General features: G+C 73.2%; 21 protein-coding genes and 6 tRNA genes. 17 read left to right on the forward strand and 10 right to left on the reverse strand.

Annotation, left to right across the window (positions count from 1 at the left end):
• Positions 1 to 34: 34 nt before the first annotated feature.
• Positions 35 to 2,542, reverse strand: coding sequence for an ATP-dependent helicase HrpB (gene hrpB / locus G7063_RS08255; protein WP_206188125.1), 2,508 nt, complete (start codon positions 2,540 to 2,542; stop codon positions 35 to 37).
• A 65-nt stretch (positions 2,543 to 2,607) separates the two neighbouring features.
• Between hrpB and G7063_RS08260 the strand changes: the two genes are divergently transcribed.
• The 3 genes from G7063_RS08260 to G7063_RS08270 all read left to right on the forward strand — a co-directional run bounded on the left by G7063_RS08260 (position 2,608) and on the right by G7063_RS08270 (position 6,109).
• On the forward strand, positions 2,608 to 3,357 hold the full coding sequence (locus G7063_RS08260) for an alpha/beta fold hydrolase (RefSeq protein WP_166413974.1): 750 nt from the start codon (positions 2,608 to 2,610) through the stop codon (positions 3,355 to 3,357).
• Between the two features lie 77 nt (positions 3,358 to 3,434).
• A complete protein-coding gene (locus G7063_RS08265) occupies positions 3,435 to 4,346 on the forward strand; it encodes a ketopantoate reductase family protein (RefSeq protein WP_166413975.1) in 912 nt (303 codons plus the stop codon).
• 74 nt (positions 4,347 to 4,420) lie between these two features.
• Entirely contained in the window at positions 4,421 to 6,109 is a 1,689-nt protein-coding gene (locus G7063_RS08270) for a long-chain-fatty-acid--CoA ligase (protein ID WP_166413976.1), read from the forward strand.
• A gap of 68 nt (positions 6,110 to 6,177) precedes the next feature.
• Here G7063_RS08270 and G7063_RS08275 read toward each other — a convergent pair whose 3' ends face one another.
• Positions 6,178 to 6,543 carry a DoxX family protein gene (locus G7063_RS08275; protein WP_166413977.1) on the reverse strand — a complete coding sequence of 122 codons (366 nt, stop codon included), beginning with the start codon at positions 6,541 to 6,543 and terminating at the stop codon, positions 6,178 to 6,180.
• 81 nt (positions 6,544 to 6,624) lie between these two features.
• Between G7063_RS08275 and G7063_RS08280 the strand changes: the two genes are divergently transcribed.
• Both G7063_RS08280 and G7063_RS08285 read left to right on the forward strand, forming a co-directional pair.
• Positions 6,625 to 7,134, forward strand: a complete 510-nt coding sequence (locus G7063_RS08280) for a MarR family winged helix-turn-helix transcriptional regulator (RefSeq protein WP_166413978.1) — start codon at positions 6,625 to 6,627, stop codon at positions 7,132 to 7,134.
• A 20-nt stretch (positions 7,135 to 7,154) separates the two neighbouring features.
• A tRNA-Val gene (locus G7063_RS08285) sits at positions 7,155 to 7,229 on the forward strand.
• A gap of 80 nt (positions 7,230 to 7,309) precedes the next feature.
• Here the strand turns inward: G7063_RS08285 and G7063_RS08290 are convergent.
• The 4 genes from G7063_RS08290 to G7063_RS08305 form a co-directional block, all read right to left on the reverse strand.
• Positions 7,310 to 7,495 (reverse strand): hypothetical protein, encoded by a 186-nt coding sequence (locus tag G7063_RS08290; protein ID WP_166413979.1) that lies wholly within the window; start codon positions 7,493 to 7,495, stop codon positions 7,310 to 7,312.
• Complete coding sequence (locus G7063_RS08295; protein WP_166413980.1) at positions 7,495 to 8,205, reverse strand: class E sortase; 711 nt, start codon at positions 8,203 to 8,205, stop codon at positions 7,495 to 7,497. Before G7063_RS08295 ends, G7063_RS08290 begins: the two co-directional genes overlap by 1 nt.
• A 168-nt stretch (positions 8,206 to 8,373) precedes the next feature.
• Entirely contained in the window at positions 8,374 to 9,195 is an 822-nt protein-coding gene (locus G7063_RS08300; protein WP_166413981.1) for an aminotransferase class IV, read from the reverse strand.
• A complete protein-coding gene (locus G7063_RS08305; RefSeq protein WP_166413982.1) occupies positions 9,192 to 10,313 on the reverse strand; it encodes a chorismate-binding protein in 1,122 nt (373 codons plus the stop codon). The genes G7063_RS08300 and G7063_RS08305 overlap by 4 nt, the downstream gene beginning before the upstream one ends.
• A 143-nt stretch (positions 10,314 to 10,456) precedes the next feature.
• Between G7063_RS08305 and G7063_RS08310 the strand changes: the two genes are divergently transcribed.
• The 9 genes from G7063_RS08310 (at position 10,457) to G7063_RS08350 (ending at position 16,211) form a co-directional block, all read left to right on the forward strand.
• Positions 10,457 to 10,528: transfer RNA gene (locus G7063_RS08310), tRNA-Gly, on the forward strand.
• 38 nt (positions 10,529 to 10,566) lie between these two features.
• A tRNA-Cys gene (locus G7063_RS08315) sits at positions 10,567 to 10,637 on the forward strand.
• Between the two features lie 17 nt (positions 10,638 to 10,654).
• Positions 10,655 to 10,726, forward strand: a tRNA-Val gene (locus tag G7063_RS08320).
• Between the two features lie 462 nt (positions 10,727 to 11,188).
• Positions 11,189 to 11,260 (forward strand) — tRNA-Gly (locus tag G7063_RS08325).
• A gap of 80 nt (positions 11,261 to 11,340) precedes the next feature.
• Positions 11,341 to 11,412, forward strand: a tRNA-Val gene (locus tag G7063_RS08330).
• A 173-nt stretch (positions 11,413 to 11,585) separates the two neighbouring features.
• Positions 11,586 to 12,050: a GyrI-like domain-containing protein gene (locus G7063_RS08335; protein WP_166413983.1), complete on the forward strand. Its 465-nt coding sequence runs from the start codon at positions 11,586 to 11,588 to the stop codon at positions 12,048 to 12,050.
• Positions 12,051 to 12,134: 84 nt separating this feature from the next.
• Positions 12,135 to 12,965 carry a metalloregulator ArsR/SmtB family transcription factor gene (locus tag G7063_RS08340; protein ID WP_166413984.1) on the forward strand — a complete coding sequence of 277 codons (831 nt, stop codon included), beginning with the start codon at positions 12,135 to 12,137 and terminating at the stop codon, positions 12,963 to 12,965.
• A 50-nt stretch (positions 12,966 to 13,015) separates the two neighbouring features.
• On the forward strand, positions 13,016 to 15,250 hold the full coding sequence (gene glgX / locus G7063_RS08345; RefSeq protein ID WP_166413985.1) for a glycogen debranching protein GlgX: 2,235 nt from the start codon (positions 13,016 to 13,018) through the stop codon (positions 15,248 to 15,250).
• 94 nt (positions 15,251 to 15,344) lie between these two features.
• Positions 15,345 to 16,211 (forward strand): PPK2 family polyphosphate kinase, encoded by an 867-nt coding sequence (locus G7063_RS08350; RefSeq protein ID WP_166413986.1) that lies wholly within the window; start codon positions 15,345 to 15,347, stop codon positions 16,209 to 16,211.
• Between the two features lie 15 nt (positions 16,212 to 16,226).
• Here the strand turns inward: G7063_RS08350 and zapE are convergent, their stop codons facing one another.
• Positions 16,227 to 17,279 carry a cell division protein ZapE gene (gene zapE, locus G7063_RS08355; RefSeq protein ID WP_166413987.1) on the reverse strand — a complete coding sequence of 351 codons (1,053 nt, stop codon included), beginning with the start codon at positions 17,277 to 17,279 and terminating at the stop codon, positions 16,227 to 16,229.
• A gap of 97 nt (positions 17,280 to 17,376) precedes the next feature.
• Here zapE and G7063_RS08360 point away from each other — a divergent pair, with 97 nt between their 5' ends.
• On the forward strand, positions 17,377 to 18,174 hold the full coding sequence (locus tag G7063_RS08360) for a dihydrofolate reductase family protein (RefSeq protein ID WP_166413988.1): 798 nt from the start codon (positions 17,377 to 17,379) through the stop codon (positions 18,172 to 18,174).
• Between the two features lie 15 nt (positions 18,175 to 18,189).
• On the opposite strand, the gene G7063_RS08365 is transcribed toward G7063_RS08360, so the two are convergent.
• Positions 18,190 to 18,945, reverse strand: coding sequence for an aspartate/glutamate racemase family protein (locus G7063_RS08365; RefSeq protein WP_166413989.1), 756 nt, complete (start codon positions 18,943 to 18,945; stop codon positions 18,190 to 18,192).
• A 138-nt stretch (positions 18,946 to 19,083) separates the two neighbouring features.
• Between G7063_RS08365 and G7063_RS08370 the strand changes: the two genes are divergently transcribed.
• Positions 19,084 to 20,319 carry a hypothetical protein gene (locus G7063_RS08370; protein ID WP_166413990.1) on the forward strand — a complete coding sequence of 412 codons (1,236 nt, stop codon included), beginning with the start codon at positions 19,084 to 19,086 and terminating at the stop codon, positions 20,317 to 20,319.
• Here the strand turns inward: G7063_RS08370 and G7063_RS08375 are convergent.
• Both G7063_RS08375 and gndA read right to left on the reverse strand, forming a co-directional pair.
• Positions 20,309 to 21,496, reverse strand: coding sequence for a DegT/DnrJ/EryC1/StrS family aminotransferase (locus G7063_RS08375; RefSeq protein WP_166413991.1), 1,188 nt, complete (start codon positions 21,494 to 21,496; stop codon positions 20,309 to 20,311). The two genes, G7063_RS08370 and G7063_RS08375, sit on opposite strands and share 11 nt — an antisense overlap.
• A 114-nt stretch (positions 21,497 to 21,610) precedes the next feature.
• Entirely contained in the window at positions 21,611 to 23,044 is a 1,434-nt protein-coding gene (gene gndA, locus G7063_RS08380; RefSeq protein ID WP_166413992.1) for an NADP-dependent phosphogluconate dehydrogenase, read from the reverse strand.
• 147 nt (positions 23,045 to 23,191) lie between these two features.
• Between gndA and G7063_RS08385 the strand changes: the two genes are divergently transcribed.
• Entirely contained in the window at positions 23,192 to 23,764 is a 573-nt protein-coding gene (locus G7063_RS08385) for a DUF3000 family protein (RefSeq protein ID WP_166413993.1), read from the forward strand.
• The last annotated feature ends 4 nt before the right edge of the window (positions 23,765 to 23,768 follow it).

Here is a 23,768-nt window from a genome sequence, read left to right on the forward strand (position 1 = left end):
GGACCATCCTGGCAGCGTGCCCGGTCCCCCGGTGTCAGTCCCGGCGCCGAACCCCGCGCGAGGCGGTCGCGGTGGTCGGGTCCTCCGGCCAGTCGTGCTTCGGATAGCGGCCGCGTAGCTCGGCGCGGACCTGCGGGTAGCCCTGCCGCCAGAACGAGGCGAGGTCGCTCGTCACGGCCGCAGGCCGACGCGCGGGCGAGAGCAGATGGAGCACGACCGGGACGCGACCGCCGACGAGGCGCGGGGTCTCGTCCCAGCCGAAGACCTCCTGCACCTTGGCGGCGAGCACCGGCCGCTCCTGCGCATAGTCGACCGCGGCGCTGGTCCCGGCCGGGAGGTCGATCCGCTCGGGAACGAGCTCGTCGAGCCGCGCCGCGTCCGGCCACGGCAGAAGACGCCGGAGCGCGTTCGCGTCCCGACGCGCGAGGTCCGCCGGCGTCCTGAGCTCGCCGAGGTCGGGTCCGAGCCAGTCGTCGAGACGTGCGAGCAGCGCCACGTCGGAGACGTCGGGCCAGGGCGCCCCGAGGGTCCCGTGCAGCAGCGCGAGGCGGTCCCGGAGCCGCGCCGCGGCGGGCGAGAGCGACGGAAGGCCGTCACGACGCAGGCCCTCCCGCACCGCAGCCGCGACGGTGGCCCGGTCGGGACGGGGCAGGCGTTCCTCGACGAGGGTGATCGCACCGAGCATCGTTCGACGGGTCGCGACGAGACGGCCGTCCCGGTGCTCGAGCGTCGTCTCCTCAAGGAGCAGCGAGCCTGCGGCGTCGAGCGCCGAGTCCTCGTCGAGCGGGGCGGCCGCGCGGACGAGCGCGTCGGACCGGCCCGGGCCGCGGTCGGCGTCGGCGATCGCTAGCCACGTCGCTCCCGCGAGCGGGGAGCCGTCGGGCAGGCGTGCACCCGTGCCGCCGGCCATGAGGAATCCTTGACCGCCGGGGCGCCGACGAGCGACGCGCTCGGGGTGCGCGAGCGCGACGACGAGGCCCGCGGCCGCGTCGTCGCCGAGCCTGTCCGCGGGTCCGCGGGCGTCGCCGAGGCGCTCGGCGAACCGGCGCGCCGCTCGGCGCCACTCCTCGCTGCCCGGACCGCCGCGGCGCAGCCGTCGCCACGCCGCGACGAGGTCGGCGCCGGTGGCCCGCACGTCGGCGTCGAGCAGCGCGACGACCTCGGCCGCGCGCTGAGGGCCGACGAGCTCGGCGCCGTCGAGCAGCGCGCGGGCGAGGCGCGGGTCCGTGCCGAGCGCGTCGATCCGGCGGCCGCGCGCGGTGACTCGGCCGTCGTCGTCGAGCGCACCGAGCGCTGCGAGCGTCACGTGCGCCGCGCCGAGCGCGGCCGCGGGCGGCGCGTCCAGGAGCGCGAGGTCACCGGAGGCGCTTCCCCAGCACGCGGCCGCGAGCACGAAGGCCGCGAGGTCCGCCGTGCGGATCTCGGGCTCTGCGAACGGCCGCAGCCGCGGGTGCTCGTTCTCGGCCCAGCACCGCCACACGGTGCCGGGTCCGAGCCGTCCGGCACGTCCGGCACGCTGCTCGGCACCCGCGCGGCTCACCGAGACGGTGACGAGACCCGCGAGCCCACGGACGTGGTCCGTGCGGGGCTCGCGCGCGAGCCCCGCGTCGACGACCGTGCGTACGCCCGGGACGGTGAGCGAGGACTCCGCGACCGCGGTCGCGACGACGACGCGTCGCCGCGGGCCCTCGCGCAGCGCGAGGTCCTGCTCGGCGCCCGGCAGCCGCCCGTGGAGCCGCCGCACGTCGACCGGCCCACCGTCGGCCGCACGCGCGCCCTCGAGTGCGCGGGCGACCGTGTCGACCTCGCGCGCTCCCGGCAGCATGACGAGCACGTCGCCCGGAGAGGTCGCCAGCGCGGTGCGCGCGGTCGCCGCGACGTGGTCGAGGAAGCCGCGCGTCGGGCCGCGCTCGTCGAGCCGCGCGACGCGCGCGGGCGGCGGCGTCCAGCGCACCTCGACGGGGAAGGTCTCGGCCGCGACCTCGACGACGGGCGCGGGAGCGCCGTCGCCGAGCAGCCCCGCGACGGCGGCCGCGTCGAGCGTCGCGGACATCGCGACGACCCGGAGGTCCGGGCGCAGCGTGCGCCGCACCTCGACGAGCAGCGCGAGCAGCAGGTCCGCGTCGAGGTGGCGTTCGTGGACCTCGTCGAGCACGACGACGTCCACGCCCTCGAGCCCCGGGTCCGACTGGAGCCTGCGCAGCAGGAGGCCCGCCGTCGCGACCTCGATGCGCGTGCGAGCGCTGCGGCGCACGTCACCGCGCACCGCGTGCCCGACGATCCCTCCGACGTCCTCGCCGCACAGCTCTGCGAGGCGGCGCGCGGCGGCACGCGCCGCAACCCTGCGTGGCTGGGTGACGACGACGCGGCCTGCGACGTCAGCCGCCACGGCGGGCGGCACGAGCGTCGTCTTGCCCGTGCCGGGCGGTGCGGCGACGACGAGCACGCCCGCCTCGGCGAGCCGGGTCCGGACGTCGGCGAGGTGCGGCGCGACCGGAAGGTCGGGCGGCGCGGCGAGCAGGCGGGCGATCGGGTCGGTCACGGGTCCATCCTCCCCCGGGCGGCCCGTCCCTCGCGGTGCGCGAGCTCACGCCCTAGCCTCGGAGGATGATCGTCATCCTCGTGCACGGCTTCTGGCTCCGCGGCTCGTCCTGGGGACCCGCCCTGCCGGCGCTGCGCGCCGCCGGCCACGACGTCCGCGTCGTCGAACGTCCCGATGCCGTCCCCGGGTCGCCGGCCGCGGCCCTCGCGATGGACGACGTGGTCGCGGACGCCGTCGCGGAGATCGACGCGGTCACCGGGCCCGTCGTGCTCGTCGGGCACTCGGGCGGCGGCAACGTCGTCGCCGGCGCCGCCGACGCCCGCCCGGACCGCGTCGCCCGGCTCGTCTACGTCGACACGATGCCGCCCGCCTCGGGTGCACGCGTCAACCCCGACCTCCCTGTCACGGACGGCGTCGTCCCGATCCCGAACTGGTCGTTCTTCCGGGAGGACGGCTGGGACCGCGACCTGCGCGACCTCACGCCAGTGCACCTCGACGCGCTGCGGACCGACGCGCAACGCGAGCCGGTCGAGGTCGCGCACGGCGAGCTCACGCTCCGCGACGACGCGGCGCGCCGCGCGCTGCCGACGACGATCATCGCGTCGACGTTCACGGGCGCCGAGCTCACCGGCTGGCTCGCCGACGGCATGCCGTGGCTCGCCGAGACGGGACTGCTCACCGACCTCGACGTCGTCGACCTGCCGACGGGCCACTGGCCCCAGATCACGCGCCCCGACGAGCTCGCCGCGATCCTCGTGCAGGTCGTCGGTGACGCGTCGCGTCCGGAGGGTGGCCCGATCGAGACCCGTCCGTGACCTGCCCGCGTCCTGGGCCGGATACGGTCGGGCTCAGCTGACGCCGTGCTCCTGCGGGCGTCCGGAGGGGTGGTCACGTGCGCGTTCTCGTCGTCGGAGCCGGAGCGACCGGTGGGGTGCTGGGGGCCCGGCTCGTCAGGGCCGGCGTCGACGTGACGTTCCTCGTGAGGCAACGGCGACGGCAGCACCTCGACGACGACGGCCTCGTCGTCGTCGACACCCACGGCGCGACAGCGCTGCCGGTGAGAGCCGTGACGGCCTCGGACCTCACCGGGACGTTCGACGTCGTCGTGCTCGCGGTCAAGGAGCCGTCGCTCGACGACGCGCTCGAGGGCATCGAGGACGCCCTCGCCCCTGACGGCGTCGTCGTCCCGCTGCTCAACGGCACCGAGCATGTCGACCGCCTGCGCGCGCGCTTCGGCGCCCGGCTGCTCGGGGGTGTCATGCGCGTCGTCGCGACAGTCGACCGCGCTGGACGTGTCGTGCACCTCGAACCGGGCGTGAGCGTCCTGCTCGGCGAGCTCTCCGGCGGTGGGTCGGCCCGCGCGCAGCGCGTCGCGGAGCGTCTTACGGTCGACGGGCTCCGCGTCACGGCGGTCGACGACATCGTCGACCGCATGTGGGCCAAGTGGGCTTTCATCGTCGCGGCCGGCGTGGTCACGTGCCTGCTGCGCAACAACGTCGGCAACATCGTCGCAGTCCCCGGTGGCTCTGACGCGGTGCTCGGTGCGATCAGCGAGGCCGAGGCCGTTGTCGCGGCGGCCGGGCACCCGGTGCAGCCCGACGCGCACCACGCGGCCGTGCAGATGCTCACGGCCGAGGGCTCGACCTTCACGTCGTCCCTCTACCGCGACGTCGTCGCCGGACGCGCAGGCGAGACCGAGCACCTCCTCGGCGCCTTCCAGACCTGGGCGCGGGAGCTCGACGTCGCGACGCCGCGGCTCGACCTCGCGCTCGTCCAGCTCCGAGCGGCAGCCCTCGCGGCCTGACGTGTGACGGTTCTCGCACCCGGCAGGACCTGAGTCTTGCGCGGACGCCGCGCCGCAGGGAGAAGATGGGGGGCATGACCTCCACCGACGAGCGGCCCTGGGTCGCGCAGTACCAGCCGGGCGTGCCCGCCGACATCGTGATGCCGACGACCTCGCTCGTGACGATGTTCGAGACCTCCGTGCGGGAGGCCGGGCAGAGCCCCGCCATGGAGTTCTTCGGCCGCCGCACGACGTACGCGGAGCTCGGCGCGAAGGTCGACCGGCTCGCCGAGGGTCTGCGGAACCTCGGGGTTCGCGCGGGCGACCGCGTCGCCCTCGTCCTGCCGAACTGCCCCCAGCACGTCATCGCGTTCTACTCCGTCCTGCGTCTCGGTGCCGTCGTCGTCGAGCACAACCCCCTCTACACGTCCCGTGAGCACCGCCACCTCGTCGAGTCGCACCAGGCGCGCGTCGCGATTGCGTGGGACAAGACGGTCGCGGCGCTCCAGGAGCTTCCCGCAGACGTCGCGATCCCGACGATAGTCGCGGTCGACCTCCTCGCGGAGTTCCCCGCCGCGAAGCGGGCCGCCCTGCGCCTCCCGGTGAAGAAGCTCCGCGAGACGCGTGCGGGCCTCACCGCACGCACGTCGGGCACGGTCGCGTGGAAGGACCTGCTCGCGTCCCCTGCGCTCGACGCGGCGCATCCTCACCCGGAGGTCGACGACCTCGCCGTCATCCAGTACACGTCGGGTACGACCGGGCGACCCAAGGGCGCGATGCTCTCGCACCGCAACCTCTACGCGAACGCGCTCCAGGGCGAGGCGTGGATGCACGGCGCGGAGTACCGCAAGGAGATCTTCTACGCCATCCTGCCGATGTTCCACGCGTTCGGCATGACGCTCTACCTCACGTACGGCGTGCTCAAGCAGTCGCTTCTCGTCCTGTTCCCCAAGTTCGAGCCTGGCATGATCCTCGACGCGTGGAAGAAGTCTCCCGCGACGGTGTACTGCGCGGTCCCGCCGATCTATGAGCGCACGGCGCTCGCGGCCAAGGAGCGCGGCATCTCGCTCGCGTCGGCGAAGTTCTGCATCTCGGGCGCGATGAACCTGCCCGACCACGTCGTCGAGCTGTGGGAGTCGATGTCGGGCGGCCTGCTCGTCGAGGGCTATGGCATGACCGAGTCCTCCCCCGTCGCGCTCGGCAACCCGTTCCACCCGACGCGTCGCACGGGCACGATCGGTGTGCCCTTCCCGTCGACGTGGATGAAGGTCGTCGACCAGGACGACCCGACGCGCGAGGTCACGCAGGGCGAGCCGGGCGAGCTGCTGCTCAAGGGCCCGCAGGTCTTCCAGGGCTACTGGAACGCGCCCGAGGAGACGGCAAAGACGCTTCTCGACGACGGCTGGCTGCGTACCGGCGACATCGTCACCGTCGACGCGGACGGTTTCACGACGATCGTCGACCGCGTCAAGGAGCTCGTCATCACGGGCGGTTTCAACGTCGCGCCGTCGGAGGTCGAGGAGGTGCTGCGGCTGCACCCGTCGGTCAAGGATGCGGCGGTCGTCGGCAAGCCGCTCGAGCGAGGCGGCGAGATGGTCGTCGCGGCGGTCGAGCTCGAGGACGGGGCGACGCTCGACGAGGCCGCGCTGCGGGAGCACTGCCGGTCGCGGCTCGCGGCGTACAAGGTGCCGAAGCGGATCGTCGCGATTTCGGAGACGCCGCGCTCGATGCTCGGCAAGGTGCTGCGCGCCAAGGTCCGGGAGATCGTGCTCCCGATGATCTGACCCACCTGCGACGCACGTCGGGCCGCCACCCCGCTGGGGTGGCGGCCCGACGTGCGTCGTGGTGGGGCTCAGAAGGCGACGAAGGCCCGTCCGACGGCGACGACGAGCGCGAGCACGAGGAGGACGATCGCGGGCGTCGCGGGCTCGGAGCGACGGACGTGCGTGACGATCGCGCCGACCATGGTGACGGCGAGGAGTGCGGCGGCGACGGGCACGAGCCAGGTCGCGATGCCGGTCGCGCCCGGCAGGACGAGGCCGAGGGTGCCGAGGATCTCGGCGAGGCCGATGAGGCGGATCTGGTTCTGGGCGAAGTCCTCGGTCCAGGCCATGCCGTTCGCGGCGAGCTTCGCCTTGGGCTGGGTGGCCTTCATGAGGCCGGCCATGAGGAAGATGGCGGCGGCAAGGCCGGCGAGGGCCCACAGTGCGATGTTCATGGTGCTCCGGGTTCGACTGGAAGTTGCGTGGTCAATTATTGCGTCCGCAACCATTGCGTTGTCAAGCAGTACGATGAGCCCATGGCAGACCCCAGGTGGCTCACCCCCGACGAGCAGGAGGCGTGGCTCGCGCTCGCCGCCCTGACGATCCGCCTGCCCGCGCTCCTCGACTCCCAGCTCCAGCACGACGACGGGCTCGGGCTCGTCGAGTACCTCACGCTCGCGATGCTCTCCGAGTCCACGGAGCGCACCCTCCCCCAGGCGACGCTCGCACGCCTCACCGCGACACCCGCCCCCCGCATGTCCCGCACCCTCGGCAGGCTCGAGGCCAGGGGCCTCGTCGAACGCGCCGCCGACCCGGACGACCGCCGCGCCGTCCTCGCGCGCCTCACGGACGACGGCCTCGCCGCGGTCGTCGCCGCCGCACCCGGGCACGTCTCCCAGGTGCGCGCGGCCGTCTTCGACCGCCTCGACGCGGCCCAGGTCGATCAGCTCCGCGACATCGCGCGCGCCCTCACGGCGACGGGCTGCGCCGCGTCCGAAGGGTGCACCGACGCCGCCGATTTCGCACCTCGCCCGACCACGCGCTAGAGTCTTCCACGCACCACGCCGGGCGATTGGCGCAGTGGTAGCGCGCTTCGTTCACACCGAAGAGGTCACTGGTTCGAACCCAGTATCGCCCACCAGCACGAAGGCCCCTCCCGATCGGGAGGGGCCTTCGTCGTTCTCGGGCGGCGTCTTCAGGCCGCGTCACGAGGCGGTGCGCTCAGCCCCGCCACGGAGCCCCGGACACCGCGACGTCAGGACGCCCCACGAGGCCCGGCCACTGCTCCGCGACCCACGGGAACACCCAGACGAACAGTGCCCCGACGACCGCGAGCATGACGATGAGGACGAGCAGCAGCCGCACGGGAGCGGGTCCCGGCAGGCGTCGGAAGATCCAGGTCCACATCAGGAGGCCTCCATCTCGGCGACGACGTCGGGCGTGCCCGCGGAGCGCGGCAACCACCCCTCAAGCTCGGCGTGGACGATCCAGCGATGATCGTTGCCGAACGCGCCGTAGCGCAGCGAGTGGCACGTCGTCATGGTGAGCAGGCGCCGATCGGGCACCGCACCGGGCTTGCCGGGCACGGGCGCGACGACGTCCGTGCGGTCGGGCGTGACGATCTCGTGCCCAGTGACGCGATAGACGAACCACGTCTCGGCGGTCTCGACGACGACCGCATCGCCGACCTCGAGATCTGGCGCGTGGAGGAAGTTGTTGCCGTACGAGCGCCGGTGCCCGGCGACCGAGAAGTTGCCGAGCCCTCCGGGCGTGGCCGTCCCCGGGTAGTGACCCGCGAACGCACGGTCCAGGATGTCGGGGGTGACACCCTCGACGACAGGCATCCGGTTCTGCGTCTTGTCCGCCCACGACGGCACGATGAGCACGCCGAGCGTCTCGCCATGGGCGACCTGGGCGACGTCGGGGACGTCGTCCGTCCGGAGCCCCTCGGGGGCGACGGGCTCCGGCGCAGCCGGCTCGACGTGGGCATAGAACTGTGTGACCTGCTCCTTGGCCTCCTGGACGGGGCCGAGCCCGGTCCACCAGAGCTGCCAGACGACGAAGAGCCCGACGACGGCGCCGAGGGTCAGCAGCAGCTCGCCGAGGAACCCGAGCACGCCGATGGGGCCGGCGCGCGGCGCGCGGCGTGACGGCCGTCGGTCGTCGCGTGATGCATGCGTCCTCCTCGCGGTGCTCGTCGGTGCTGGTCGGTCAGTTTATGAGCGGTCCGACCGGGCGCACGCAGGACGTCCGGGTGACGTTCGGGAGACATCCGTCACCCGGACTCACGGATCGAGGTCGTCGTCGCGGCGGGCGGCGAACGCTGCCGCAACCTGCCCGACGCGGTCGTCGGCGGCCAGGGTCGTGCCGTCGAGGGCGACGACGGGCGCGACACCCCGCAGCGAGGACGTGAGCGCGAGAGCACGTCCGTCGAGGTCGTCGAACGCGACGTCGCCCTCTCGGACCGGGACGGGCAGCGCGTCCGACCAGGCGAGCAGGAGCGCCCGGGTGACGCCGGGCAGGCAGCCCGTCGCGAGCGTCGGGGTGAGGAGCCCGGCACCGTCGCTCACGAGGGCGTTCGACGTCGCGGCCTCGCTGAGCCGTCCGGTCGTGTCGGCGAGCAGCGCCTCGTCGGCGCCGTGGCGCCGCGCGGCGGCGAGCGCGACGACGTTCTCCTGGTAGGACGTCGACTTCACCCCCGCAAGCGGTGAACGCTCGTTGCGGACCCATGGCGCGCGCCACACCCGGACCGGCCCGGGCACGGGTGCGGGCGTGCCGACGACGAGCAGGCGGCCGGGGCCGTCGCCACGCACCGGTCCTGCAGGGCCGTCGCCCGCAGTCCACGTGACGCGAAGCCGGCCGACCGCCGGGTCGGCGCGCAGGACAGCGTCGAGCGCGCCGCGGACCGCGTCCTCGTCGGGCGCGGGCAGCCCGACGGCGGTCGCCGACGCCCGGAGGCGCGCGACGTGCCGCGTCACGGCGAAGGGTCGGTCCCGCACGACGACGAGCGTCTCGAAGACCCCGTCGCCGAGCGTGAGGGCGTGGTCGGACACGGGGATCGTCGCGCGCCCGTCCACGTGCGTGCCGTCGAGCCATACCGTCGTCATCGGTCCTCATCGGGAGCGGCGGCCGCGCGGGCCGTGGAGGCGAGCGCGACGAGCCGCGCCGCCTTGAGCTGTGTCTCCTGCCACTCGCCCTCGGGGTCGGAGCCCCACGTGATGCCGGCGCCCGTGCCGAAGCGCAACGTGCCGTCCATCCACCAGAACGTGCGGATGCCGACGGCGAGCAGCGCGCGCCCCGCGTCAGCGTCGATCCAGCCGAACGCACCGCAGTACGGGCCGCGCGGCTCGGGCTCGAGCTCACCGATGACGCGCAGCGCCGACGACTTCGGTGCGCCGGACACGGACGCGGGCGGGAAGGTCGCGGCGAGGATCTCGTCCCAGCGCGTGCCGGTCCGGACGTCGCCCGCGACGGTCGTCACGAGGTGGACGAGCCCGGGATGGACCTCGACGTCGAGCAGACGCTCGACCCGGACCGTCCCGGGCACGCACACCTGCTGGAGGTCGTTGCGGACGAGGTCGGTGATCATGACGTTCTCGGCCTCGTCCTTGGGCGTGAGGCCCGACGCCGTCGCCGCAGTTCCCTTGATGGGCGACGACGTGAGCGTGCCGTCGGCGAGCGCGAGGAACAGCTCGGGCGACGCGGGCACGACCCATGCCGCGGGAACCGTCCTGCCGTCCGGCAACGTGCCGCCTGCGGGCACGTGGAGGTGGCCGCCGTACGGCGCGGGGTTGCCGGCTGCGAGACGCACATCGAGCGCTGCCGCGTCGGGCTCGGTCCCGTCCGCGCCGGAGGCGTCTGGGCCAAGGGGTGCAGCGAGCACGCGGCACAGGTTGACCTGGTAGACCTCCCCCTCCCGGACCGCCGCGCGGATCGCGCGCACGCCGGCTCGGTAGGCGTCCGCGTCGAGCGAGCTCGTCCATGCGTCGGCGTCGGGCCCGCGCCACGGGCGGGCACCGGGCGTCCCGACGTCGGGCTCCACCTCGGCCATGCGCCACGCGACGCACTCCCCCTCGAACGTCGCACGGACGAACCAGGTCCCGCCGCGGGCGATACGCTCGGCCCCGGCGCGCGTCGAGGGGTCGACGACGTCGACGACACCCCGGGCGACGAGACCGCCGAAGCGCGCCGTCGCGGGCGCTGCGGGGCCGGCCTGGGACGTCACGCCGCCACGATATCCCGCGGCGCGGCTCTGCTCACGGGCCGTCCGGGGGCAGGTCACACCCGTGTGAGTTGGACGTCCGTGCAAGTGTCGACTAGTGTTCTGCGAGTGCCACGGCACCGGGGAGACTCGGAGGCCGATGTCATGCGGATGTGGCTCAGTGGTAGAGCATCACCTTGCCAAGGTGAGGGTCGCGGGTTCGAATCCCGTCATCCGCTCGGAGACGAGCGCCGGTTCGCCGGTTCGCGTAGTCCACGGTGGAGTGGCCGAGAGGCGAGGCAGCGGCCTGCAAAGCCGTACACACGGGTTCGAATCCCGTCTCCACCTCGCAGCAGCACAACTCTGGGCGATTGGCGCAGCGGTAGCGCGCTTCCCTGACACGGAAGAGGTCACTGGTTCGATCCCAGTATCGCCCACAGCACGAAGGCCACCCCTCGGGGTGGCCTTCGTCGTTCCCGGCGACGCCACCGCCGTACGCGACAGAACCGGCCTGCTGCCGGCAGGCCTCTGGCGTGCTGCCGGCAGGCCCCGGACCGGCTCCTCGCGGGCCCTGATCCGGCTCCCGGCGGGCCCGATCCGGCCGTGGCCCGCGACGCCCCTCCTTCTCGACGGATTGACGCTGGCCCACCGTCGAGCGGAAGTCCAGCGTCAATCCGTGCCTGCCCCAGCTCGGGCCGCCGGGCGCTGCGACAGGCTCGTCGACGAGAGCGGCGACAGGGACGCCGACGAGTGCGGCGACGGGCTCGGCGACAGTGAACGGCACCTGCTCCGGCGTACCCGTCACGCACCGCGCGCTTCCGCCGTTTTGGAGAACGGTGCCTGCGTGGACTATCTTTAGTGAGCACCGCGCGGCCCGGGAAACCGGATCGCGATGGCGTGCGGATGTGGCTCAGTGGTAGAGCATCACCTTGCCAAGGTGAGGGTCGCGGGTTCGAATCCCGTCATCCGCTCGGACGAGAATCCTTCCTCGAGCCGCCCTACGGGCGGCTCGTCGCATGGATCGGCTCCACCCCGCCTGGTTCCAGGCGTCGGGCGATTGGCGCAGCGGTAGCGCGCTTCCCTGACACGGAAGAGGTCACTGGTTCGATCCCAGTATCGCCCACAGCACGAAGGCCACCCCCTCGGGGTGGCCTTCGTCGTTCCCGGCGCACCTCGCCCCCGGGCCACTCGTCCAGCCGTCACCTCACGCCCTGGATGGTCACGTCCGTCCGAATCGCGACGGACGTGAGAGTCCGGGCTATGCTCGGGCCATCACCGGCCGCCGCAGGAGGACTCATGCACGTCGAGCTCGTCGAACTGGTACAGCAGCCCCTTCTGACGATCCGTGCCGCGGTGCCGGTCGGCGCCCTCGGCGAGTTCCTCCCGGCCGCCTTCGACGAGCTCGCAGCGACACTCGCTGAGGCCGGGATCCCAGCGACCGGGCCGTTCCTCGCGTGGTACCACGCGCGCCCCGGAGCCTCGACCGACGTCTCGGCCGCTGTCCCGGTGCCCGACGGCACATCCCTCGACGTCGGGCGGGCGACGACGACGTCGATCCCGGGCGGGCGCGCCCTCGTGACGACGCACCGCGGCGCATACGCGTGCCTTCCGCACGTGTGGATGCGGCTCGAGGACGAGCGTGGAGCGCGCGGGCTCGTCGCCCGCGGCGACCTCGTCGAGGAGTACGTCTCCGATCCCGCTCCCGACGGCGACCCCGCTGCGGCCGAGACGCGCCTCGTCCTGCCCGTCCACGTCCCCTGAGCAGGCCGGAGGCGCCAGTCGACGACCGTCGCGCTCGGACCGAAGTCCCACGGCCGCCCGCGAGACGCCGTCAATAATTGTGACATGAGCAACCGTCGTGTCACCACGTACCGCGCGCTCGCCTCGGCGAGCCGGGTCGCGCTGCTCGACGCGCTCCAGCACCGCGACGGCCTCACCGTCACGGAGCTTGCCCAGGTCGTCGGCATCCACGCGAACACGGCCCGGGAGCATCTGGCGCGGCTCATCGACGCCGGCTTCGTCACCTGCGCTCCCGAGGAGCGCCGCACGCGAGGCCGCCCGCGCATGCTCTACCACGCGGTCGCGACCCCCGAGCCCGTCACCACCCCGGGACGCGCGGCCGACGAGCGCGACGAGCACGCACGCGAGGAGCTGCTCCGGCTGCTCCTCCAGGGCTTCGGCTCGGGCACTCCCCACGACGTCGAGCGTGCCCGTGACCTAGGACGCGAGGCGTCGCGCCACCCCGGCACCCTGCTCGGCTCCCCCGCCCAGGGCCCGCGGGTCGACGACGGGTGCACGGATCTCGACCCGGTGTCCGGCGCAGGCTGCGCGCAGCTCGCGCTCCTCGAGGACCACCTCGCCGCCACCGGGTTCGACCCCGAGACGAGCGAGGGTGGCACCGTCCTCGAGACCCACGGCTGCCCGTTCTTCGACCTCGCCCGCGAGCATCCCGAGGTCGTCTGCAGGCTCCACGAGGGTCTCCTCGAGGGCGTGCTCGCCCGTGGGCGAGGCCCGTGGGTGCTCGACGGCATCGAGACGTTCGTCGCCCCGGGTCGGTGCATCGTGCGCGTCCGGCGGACGGATGACGCGACGCACGCGCCCAGCCGCGCTCTGCCGACCTTCCCGCAGCGCGCCGCCGCCACCCGCACCGAGCTGCCGACCGCCCCCCGCGGCTGAGCACACCTGCGCGCACGCGCGCAGCACCGCGCCCGTGGCACCCTGGGGGGATGAGAACGCGCCCAGGTCGTCCCTACCCGCTCGGTGCAACCTTCGACGGTGGCGGCACGAACTTCGCGCTCTTCTCGGCCGTCGCCGACCGCGTCGAGCTCTGCCTCCTCGCCGACGACGGGACCGAGACGCGCCTGGAGGTCACCGAGTCGACCGCGCACGTGTGGCACGTCCACGTGTCCGGCATCGCCCCCGGCCAGCGGTACGGCTTCCGCGTGCACGGGCCGTACGACCCGGACCAGGGCCACCGCTGCAATCCTGCGAAGCTCCTGCTCGACCCGTACGCGAAGGCCGTCGACGGGATGATCGACTCCTCCGACGTCCTGCTTTCCTACACGCGCGCCGCCGACGGCGCGGTGCTCGACGACGCCGCTCACCTCGACGCGCGGGACTCGGCCGCGCACACGATGTACTCGGTCGTCGTCAACCCGTTCTTCGACTGGGGCCACGATCGTCCGCCGCGCCACGCCTACCACGAGACCGTCGTGTACGAGGCGCACGTGCGCGGCCTCACCATGACGCACCCGGCCGTTCCCGAGCACCTGCGCGGTACGTATGCAGGGCTCGCGCACCCGGCCGTCGTCGCGTACCTCAAGGACCTCGGCATCACGGCCGTCGAGCTCATGCCGGTCCACCAGTTCGTCGACGACCCCGTCCTGCGCGACCGCGGCCTCACGAACTACTGGGGCTACAACACGATCGGGTTCCTCGCGCCGCACAACGCCTACTCGTCCTCGGGGTCGCGCGGGCAGCAGGTGCACGAGTTCAAGGCGATGGTCAAGGCGCTGCACGAGGCCGACATCGAGGTGATCCTCGACGTCGTCTACAACCACACGGCGGAGGGCAACCACATGGGGCCGACGCTCTCGTTCCGCGGCATCGACAACGCGGCGTACTACCGGCTCGTCGACGACTCCCCCGCGCACTACTTCGACACGACCGGCACGGGCAACTCCCTGCTCATGCGCTCGCCGCACGTGCTGCAGCTCATCATGGACTCGCTGCGCTACTGGGTGACCGAGATGCACGTCGACGGCTTCCGCTTCGACCTCGCGGCGACGCTCGCGCGGCAGTTCCACGAGGTCGACCGGCTCTCGGCGTTCTTCGACCTCGTCCAGCAGGACCCCGTCATCAGCCAGGTCAAGCTCATCGCCGAGCCGTGGGACCTCGGCGACGGGGGCTACCAGGTAGGCGGGTTCCCTCCTCTGTGGACCGAGTGGAACGGCCTCTACCGCGACACGGTGCGGGACTTCTGGCGCGGGCAGCCCTCGACGCTGCCGGAGTTCGCCAGCCGGCTCACGGGCTCCTCCGACCTCTACGAGAGCACGGGTCGACGCCCCGCCGCGTCGATCAACTTCGTCACGGCGCACGACGGCTTCACGCTCGCGGACCTCGTGAGCTATGACGGCAAGCACAACGAGGCCAACGGCGAGGGCGGGTGCGACGGCGAGTCGCACAACCGGTCGTGGAACCACGGCGTCGAGGGGCCGACGGACGATCCCGCGGTGCGCGCCCTGCGCGCGCGCCAGCAGCGCAACTTCCTCGCGACGCTCCTGCTGTCGCAGGGCGTTCCGATGATCTCCCACGGCGACGAGATCGGCCGCACGCAGGGCGGGAACAACAACGTGTACTGCCAGGACAACGCGACGTCGTGGATGGACTGGGACCTCGACGACGACGCGCGTTCGCTCCTCGCGGTGACGCAGCGCCTCGTCGCCCTCCGGCGCGAGCATCCCGTGCTGCGACGGCGCCGGTTCCTCACGGGCCGACCGCCCGAGCACCTTCCCGACGGCACGCAGGTCCCCGCCGACGCCCTGCCGGACGTCGTGTGGTTCGACACGAGCGGCGACGTGATGGACCAGGCCGACTGGGACGCGTCGTTCGCGCGCACGGTCGGAGTGCTGCTCGACGGCGAGGCGATCACCGAGCCCGACGCCGCGGGCGACCGGCTCGTCGACGACACCGTCCTCGTCCTCTTCAACGCCTACTCCGAGGACGTGACGTTCACGCTCCCGTCCGCCAGGTACGGGACGACGTGGACGCTCGTGCTGCGCACCGACGACCCCGACGCGCCGCGCGCGGTGCCGGGCGACGGGCAGGTCTCGGGCGTCGTGGACGCGGGCGCGCAGCTTCTCGTGACGTCACGCTCAGTCGTCGTGCTCGTCCGTCCCCCGCTCCACGCCCTGGTCGTGCCGCTCCCCCACACGCCACGGACGGCGACACCCGAGGGCTGACGGGCGCGCGTCCCGGCGCGCGGCCGGCGCCCGGTGCGGGATACTCCCCGGAGACGGGCGGCGACGGAGCCGCCCCGACGACGGGAGTCCGCACATGGGCAAGAAGAAGCTGGCACGGCTCGACTCGCTTCCGGACGCGCTGCGGGCGGGCGCCGAGCCCGGGTCCTTCGACCTCGCGGGCATGGACCGCGCCGCGACGCCCGGGATCAAGGACGTCGCGACCGCCGCGGACCTGCGCGCGCTGCTGGGCGACGAGCTCGCTGACCTCCAGGAGCGGCTCTTCGCCGAGGGCCGCACGGACGGCACGCGCTCCGTGCTGCTCGTCATCCAGGGCCTCGACACCGCGGGCAAGGGTGGCATCGTCCGGCACGTCGCGGGCATGGTCGACCCTCAGGGCCTTGCGATCCGCTCGTTCGGCGTCCCGACGCCCGAGGAGCGCGAGCACGACTTCCTCTGGCGGATCCGCAAGGCGCTGCCGCCCGCGGGACGCATCGGCGTGTTCGACCGCTCGCACTACGAGGACGTCCTCGTCGCACGCGTCAAGAACCTCGTCGCGCCCGAGGTCTGGGAGGCGCGCTACGACGAGATCGTCGCGTTCGAGCGCGAGCTCGTCGCGAGCGGCACGACGATCGTCAAGGTCGCGCTCATGGTCTCCCACGACGAGCAGCACGACCGTCTCGCCGCGAGGCTCGAGCGTCCCGACAAGCAGTGGAAGTACAACCCGAGCGACGTCGACACGCGTCTGCTCTGGGACGACTACCAGGAGGCCTACCAGGCCGTGCTCGACCGCACGAGCATCCCCGAGGCACCCTGGTACGTCGTTCCTGCGGACTCCAAGGACTACGCGCGCCTCGCCGTGACGAAACTGCTGCTCGACGCGCTCCGCACGCTCGACCTCGGCTGGCCCACGGTCGACTACGACGTCGAGGTCGAGAAGGCGCGGCTCGCCGCGACCCGCTGACCGGACGCCGGCGCGTCAGACCGACGTCGGCGCGCCGGCCGTCCCGGCTGCGACGAGCTCGCGGCCCTCCTGCGCGAGCGCGCCGAGGCGTGAGAGCGTGCGCAGGTACTTCTTGCGGTAGCCGCCCGCGAGCATCTGCGACGTGAAGAGCGCTGTGCGCTCGTCGCCGCCGAGCAGGACGGGCACGCCCCGGTCGTAGAGCCGGTCGGCGAGGACGACGAGCCGCAGCGCGTCGTCCTGACGGTCGACGGTCCGCACACCGCGCAGAGCGACGAGCTCGACGCCGTCGAGCAGCGCGCCGTAGCGGCTCGGGTGGACCGTGCGCAGGTGCGCGAGCAGGTCGTCGAGGAAGTCGCACGTCGCCCCGGCGCGGTGGGCCGTGGCCGCGACGAGCAGGTGGTCGGGCAACGGGTGGGCGTCGGTGACGACGGCACGCTGACGGTAGTCGTCGCCGTCGACGCGCAGCACCTCGAAGCGGGCGGAGAGCGCCTGGATCTCGCGGAGGAAGTCCTCAGCGGCGAAGCGGCCCTCCCCGAGGGCGTCGGGCAGGGTGTTCGACGTCGCGGCGAGCGCGACGTCGCGGTCGGCGAGCTCCCGCAGGAGCCGCGAGACGAGCACCGTGTCACCCGGGTCGTCGAGCTCGAACTCGTCGATGCACACGAGGTCGAGCGCGCCGAGCGCGTCGACGGTCGCGGCGAAGCCGAGCGCGCCGACGAGGTTCGTGTACTCGACGAACGTGCCGAACGCGGCCCGCTCGGGACCGAGCGCGTTCGCGAGGGCGGCGAGCAGGTGGGTCTTGCCGACGCCGAAGCCGCCGTCGAGGTAGACCGCGGGAGGTGTCACGCGTCGCCGGCGCAGGAGCGCCCCGAGCCCGCGCACGGGCGCCATCAGCTGCTCGGCGACCTGCGCGAGGCGCTCGACCGCGGCCTGCTGGCTCGGGTGAGCCGCGTCAGGCACGTAGCTCGCGAAGGAGGCGCCCTCGAAGTGCCGCGGGGGCACGAGGTCCGTGAGGAGCCGCTCGCGCCCGACGGCGGGGCGCACGTCGCACAGCGCGGTCGGTCGGGTCACCCGTCCACGGTATCCGCGGCAACCCCGGTCCGGGACCTTGGTCCCGCGCCTCACGGTGCGACGCTCGTCACACCGCGCTCCGTCCTAGGCTTGCCGCATGACCTCCCTGAGCGACCGGCCCACGTTCGACCTCCTCGTCGCCGAGGGTGCGACCGCGGGCGGCACGATCCTGCCCCCCGAGACCGACGAGCCCGGGCTCGGCCTTCTCCTCGCGCACCCCGCGACGAGCCGGCGCGAGGGCGCCGTGCCGGGCGCGTGGGTCCGCGCGAACATGATCTCGACGGTCGACGGCGCGGCGTGGGGCCACGACCACCGCTCGGGCTCGATCAACGGCCCCGCCGACCTGCGGGTCTTCGAGGTGCTGCGCGCCCTCGCCGACGTCGTCCTCGTCGGGGCAGGCACCGTCCGCGCCGAGGGCTACGGGCCGATCGAAGTGCCCGCCCACCTGCGCGGGCTCCGCGCGGAGCAGGGCGGGGCGGACAGGCTCGTCCTCGCCGTCGTCACGCGCTCGGGCGAGGTCCCGGAGCACCTCCGGGCGGACGCGACCGTCCTCGTCGTCACGTCGTCCGCGGGTGCGCAGCGGCTCGACGGGGCGGTCCCGCCCGAGCGGCTCGTCGTCGCCGGCACGGACGACGTCGACCTGCGCGCCGCGCTCACGGACCTCGCGGGCCGCGGCCTGCGCCGCATCCTCACCGAGGGTGGCCCGCACCTGCTCGCCGACCTCCTCGGCGACGGCCTCGTCGACGACCTCTGCGTGACGACCAGCCCGACGGCCGCCGGTCCCGGGGCAGGCCGGATCGTCGCGGGCGACGCCGTCCCGGGCGGGGGCGGGTTGCGGCTCGCGACCCTGCTGCGGGCTCGCGACGTGCTCGTCGCCCGCTGGCGCACCGCCTGACGCGGAGCAGCCGGCTCAGGCCCCGGGCGCCTCTCCCCGCACGGTACCGCCCGCACGGCGGATCGTCGCGCGCGCGAGCTGGTCGGTCGAGTCGACGAAGAGCGGCTCGTCGAGCAGCCCGTGGTCGACCGCGACGACCGAGAGCTCGGTGCATCCGAGGATGACGGCCTGCGCCCCTCGCTCGACGAGACGTTCGACCACGCCGCGCAGCGCCTCGAGGTCCGCGGGGCGGCCGGCCTTCACCTGGTCGTAGATGATCGACGTGACGACCGCCTGGTCGGCCTCGTCGGGCACGAGCGTAGCGACGCCGTAGGCGTCGAACGCGTCCTGGTAGACGCCCGACGACGACGTCCCGCTCGTGGCGAGGAGCCCGACCGCGCGCAGCCCCGGCACGCGGTCGCGCACGGCGTCGACCGTCGTCGCGATGATCGAGACGAACGGCACCGAGATCGCGTCGAGCACCTGCTGCGTGAAGTAGTGCGCCGTGTTGCACGGCATGACGAGGAAGTCAGCGCCGAACTCCTCCAGGCGCCGGGCGTCCCGCGCGAGCACCGGGCCCGGGTCCTGCTCGGAACGGCCGAGGACGAACTCGGTGCGGTCCGGGATCGTCGCGTGGTTGAGCACGACCATGTCGACGTGGTCCTGGTCGCGCTCGGCGACCGTGAGCCGGACGACGTGGTTGAGGAAGTACGCGGTCGCGAGCGGCCCGACCCCGCCGACGACCCCGACGAAGGGGCGGGTACCAGGGGCGTTGCTTCGCTCGGACGTCACCTCGTCATGCTAGACCCCGCGCACCCGCACAGTCGGGCGACGGACGTCCCGGCCCGGCGCCCGGATGGGGCTCCGTCGTAGGATGACAAGGCTCGCGGCGCCCCGCGCCGGTCGCTTCCCCACCTGGAGCCCCGTCGCATGACCTACGGCAACGCCGAGTTCGTCCCCGTGATCCTCGGGACGAACATCAACACGTACAACATGGCTCGCTCGCTCCACGAGGCGTTCGGCGTCCGGACCATCGCGCTCGGGCGCGCGGCCCTCCGCGAGACCGCGTCGTCGAGCATCGTCGACGTCCGTGCGCACACCAGCCTCGGGGACCCGGAGGTCGTCGTCGCGACGCTCCTCGACCTCGCGGCGGAGCTCCGCGCGGACGGACGCACGCTCCTGCTGCTGCCGAACATCGAGTTCTACGCCGGCGTCGTCCTCGACCACCGGAATGCCCTCGAGGAGCACTACGTCATCCCGCTCGTGCGCAAGGAGCTCGCCGACCGGCTCATGCACAAGGCTCGCTTCGCGGAGCTGTGCGCCGAGCTCGGGATCCCGCACCCGCAGACCGTCGTCGTGCGACCCGGCCCGGTCGACGCGGCCCTCGGTGACGGGCTGCCCTTCGCCTACCCCGTCATCGTCAAGCCCGCAAACACCGACATCTACCCGCGGCTGCGGTTCCCTGGCAAGCAGAAGGTCTATCTCGCGGACGACGCCGCCGAGCTGCGCGACGTCGTGCGTCGCATGTTCGAGGGCGGCTACGACGACGACATCGTCGTCCAGGAGTACCTCGCGGGCGACGAGTCGGTCATGCAGGTCGTCAACACCTACTCCGACCGCCACGGACGCATGCGCTTCCTGTCGCTCGGGCAGATCGTCCTCGGCGAGCCCGACCCAGGCCTCGTGGGCAACTACAACGCGATCGTCACGACGCACGACGACGACGTGACGGCGACCGTCCGCAGGCTCCTCGACGGCGTCGGCTACACGGGGCCCGCCAACCTCGACGTCATGATCGACACGCGGACGGGTGCGCGCACGATCCTCGAGGTGAACCTGCGCCAGGGAGCGGCGAGCTTCTACACGATGGCCGCGGGCGGCAACCTCACGCGCTGCTACGTCGACGACCTCGTCCGCGGTGACGAGCTACCCGACGTCGTCACGCAGGACGAGCGGCTCTGGCTCAACGTGCCGTACCTCGTGGCGCGCCTCTACGCGCCGCGGTCGCTGCGCCCGATGCTGCGGGCCGCGCGTCGCCACGGCATCACGCACACCCTGCGCTACGCCGCGGACCGTTCGCCCCGCAGGCTGCTCGAGCTGGCCCGTATCGACCTGCGCCGCACGCTCGACTTCGTGCGGCACGGCCGCGAGCGTCTCAACCGCTGACGACGTCCCGGACGACCGCGGCGATCTCGCGGGCACGCTCGACCGTGACGTTCGTCGGCAGGTTGACGAGCCTGGAGATCGCGTCCTCGCTCGTCGTGAGCGTCGGGTCCCCGGGCGTGTAGCCGTACGTCGCAGGGTCCTCGACCCCGGGGAAGAGCGCCGGCCGGTACCAGCGTCCCGCGTGCACGCGCGCCGAGCCGAGCTCCGCGAGCAGCCGCTCGGCGGCGGCCTCGTCCCGCGCGAGCAGAGGGAGCCGCACGAGGGGGGATGGCTCGCCGGCACGCACCCCGTCGAGGATCGCTGACGGGATCTCGACGATCCCGGCGAGCGCCTCGACGTACGCCGTGACGCACGCTGCTCGGCGCTCCTCGTCGGCCGCGAGCCCCGGGAGGGCAGCGGCGACCTGGGCCGTCATCCAGGCCGACGGTGCCGACGGGCTGTACGGGAGCCCGCCGCGCATCTCGACCGGGGCGATCGCGGGGTCGAGCAGCCCGGCGCGCACGAGGCCGCCCCGCAGGGTGCGCGCGACGCGCTGCGGGAGACGGTTGAGCACCCGGATCTGCGTGCGGTAGGCGCGGGCGAGCAGGTCGAGACGGCGACCCACGACCGGAAGCGCACCGAGACGGGCACGCAGCAGGTCGCCGAGCGCGCCGTCCACGAGGTCGGGCGCGACCCAGATCGCTCCGCCGAAGCGCGTCGACAGCATCTTCTCGACGCCGAAGGAGTGGATGGACACGTCCGCGTACGGTCGCCCGGCGGCGTCGCGTGCCATGCGACCGACGCAGTGCGCCGAGTCCTCGAGGAGCAGGGCGCCGATCCCGTCGGCGGCGGCGCGCAGGCCGCGCGCCGCCGCGTCGTCGACGATCCCGAAGGTGTGCTGCAGGACGACCGCGCGCGTGCGTTCGCCGACGTCGAGCCGCGCAGGGTCGATCGCGAGCGAGCCCGGGTCGACGTCTGCGTGGACCGCCGCGTGCCCCGCGACGAGGATCGGGTCGACCGCCGTCGCGCACGTGAGGATCTGCGTGACGACGTCGCCGGCCCCGCGGTGCTCGGCGAGCGCTCGCAGGACGACCTCCATGCCGTAGCGCGCCTTGTGGACGAGGAACCAGTCGCCCGGCTCGGTGCCCGTACGGCGTGCGAGCTCCTGGGTCACGGTCGTCGTGTCGTGCTGCGTCATGCTGCTCCTCGGCTCGTCGGGCGCGCCCGGCTCGCTGCTCGTACACCGACGGCGGGGCGCCGGCCCGGTGACGTCACCGGGCGAACGCCCCGCCGTGCGGGGTGGTGGTGCGGGTCAGGCGTCGGACTCGGTCCGGTCGCCCGACCACTCGGTGTGGAAGACGCCGCCCTTGTCGACACGCTGGTACGTGTGCGCTCCGAAGAAGTCGCGCTGCGCCTGGATGAGGTTCGCGGGCAGACGCTCGGCACGCACGCCGTCGTAGTAGGCGAGCGACGACGAGAACGCGGGCGTCGGGACGCCGTTGAGCGCCGCCTGCGCGACGATCCTGCGCCACGCGCCTACACCCTGGCCGACCTGCTCCGTGAAGTACGGGTCGGCGAGGAGCAGCGAGAGCTCCGGGTTGCGCTCGTAGGCCTCGGTGATGCGGTTGAGGAAGCGGGCGCGGATGATGCAGCCGCCGCGCCAGATGCGCGCCATGGCGCCACGGTCGATGTTCCAGCCGAGCTCGGCCGACGCCGCGGCGATCTGGTCGAAGCCCTGCGAGTACGCGACGACCTTCGACGCGAACAGCGCGAGGCGCACGTCCTCGATGAACGCGGCGCGGTCGGTGACGGCCCACGAGCCTGCCTCGGCGGGCAGGACACGGCCGGCCTCGCGCTGCGGGACCGAGCCCGAGAGAGCGCGCGCGAACGTCGCCTCGGCGATGCCTGTGATCGGCACGCCCAGGTCGAGGGCGTTCTGGACCGTCCAGCGGCCCGTGCCCTTCTGCTCGGCGCGGTCGAGCACGATGTCGACGAAAGCCTTGCCGGTCTCGGCGTCGACGTGCGCGAGGACGTCGGCCGTGATCTCGATGAGGAACGACTCGAGGTCGCCCTTGTTCCACTCGGCGAAGATCTCGGCGATCTCGGCCGCCGAGGCACCCAGACCCTGCTTGAGCAGGTCGTAGGCCTCGGCGATGAGCTGCATGTCGGCGTACTCGATGCCGTTGTGCACCATCTTGACGAAGTGGCCGGCGCCGTCCGGGCCGACGTACGTGCAGCACGGGACACCGTCGACCTTGGCCGAGATGTCCTCGAGGATCGGGCCGAGCCACTCGTAGGACTCGGGCGAGCCGCCGGGCATGATCGAGGGGCCGTTGAGTGCACCCTCCTCGCCGCCGGAGACGCCGGTGCCGACGAAGTGCAGGCCGTGGGCCTTGAGCTCGGCCTCGCGGCGACGCGTGTCGGGGAAGTGCGCGTTGCCCGCGTCGATGACGATGTCGCCCTCCTCGAGGAGGGGGACGAGCTCGGCGATGACGGCGTCCGTCGCGGCGCCCGCCTTCACCATGATGACGACCTTGCGGGGCCGTGCGAGCGAGGCGACGAAGTCAGCCATCGACTCCGAGGCGACGAAGTCGCCGTCGTCACCGTGGTCGGCGACGAGCGAGGCCGTCTTGGCGTAGGAGCGGTTGTGCACCGCGACCGTGTAGCCGTGACGTGCGAAGTTGCGGGCAAGGTTGCGGCCCATCACCGCAAGCCCTGTGACGCCGATCTGGGCGCGTGCCGTCATCGTGTGAACTCTCCCTCCAGATGAACATGTTCCGCCTGCGAGGATATCGCGCGCCCCTCGCGGCCCGCCCCGGCGACCAGCATGTGTCCGCCACCGTCCGCGGCGTGGCGCGCCCCGGGGCGCTTCGCCGATGCCTACAGTGACGCCATGGTCGCCACCGCGCTCACGCAGGTGCCCGCGCAGTTCGCGCAGGCGCTCACCTCGTTGCGTGCGGCCGCCCTCGACGCCGGGATCGAGGTGCGTGAGGTGCCCGCGCCGTCGCGCGCCGCCGCGTTCGCCGTGGCGCTCTCGGGCTCGCTCGCCCGCGCCGGCGCGCCCGATGACGAGGTCGCCGACGGCACCTTCGTCGTCCTCTACGACCCGCCCGTCACACCCGTCGACGACGGCGTGTTCCGCGTCATCGTGCTCGTGCGCGCGGAGCTCGACGAGGAGATGTCGGGCGATCCCATGCTCCCCGAGGTCGCGTGGGACTGGATGCTCGAGGCCCTCGAGGCCTGCCCGGTCGAGGCGGTCGAGCCGGGCGGCTCGGTGACGCGGACCATCACGACGAGCCACGGCTCGGTCGCGGGCCGTCCCGAGGAGGTCGAGCTCGAGCTCCGTGCCTCATGGTCGTCGGTCGACCCCGCGGTCGGCGCGTTCCTCACGGCGTGGGCGCGCGTCCTGCGACTCTTCGCTGGCGTGCCGCCGCTCGGCGTGACGCTGCTCGACGACCGTCGCTGACGCT

It is taken from the genome of Sanguibacter sp. HDW7 (assembly GCF_011300875.1).
Lineage (GTDB): Bacteria > Actinomycetota > Actinomycetes > Actinomycetales > Cellulomonadaceae > Flavimobilis.